At 42.5% G+C, this 374-nt stretch carries 1 protein-coding gene; it reads right to left on the bottom strand.

The features are described from left to right. Nucleotides 1-374, bottom strand: a 374-nt coding sequence (locus HC175_RS20525; protein WP_438865972.1) for a sodium:solute symporter family transporter, incomplete at both ends; no start/stop codon positions are given.

Genomic DNA, 374 nt, shown 5'->3' on the forward strand with positions numbered 1-374 from the left:
TGCATTGTTAGTAGTTTTTTTCCAGAATAAGCCCAGCATGAATACTGCAAGAATACCCGGACTTACTACTCCTGTATATTCCTGAATATACTGGAATACCTGCCCCAGATTTTTAAGTTGCGGTGCAAGAAACACTGCGATGATCAAGGCTACAGTGGCCGAAATACGTCCCACGGTAACCAATCCCTGCTCGGAATCTTTTTTCTGAAAATAGGGTTTATAAATATCCATGGTAAAAATGGTAGCCGTTGAATTCAGCATGGAAGCCACAGAAGAAACAATAGCTGCTGCAAGGGCTGCCAGCACGAGACCTTTTAGTCCTACAGGAATGAATTGTTTAATAAGCCATGGTGCCGCGTTATCATTGATAATGC

It is taken from the genome of Salinimicrobium oceani (genome assembly GCF_012037645.1).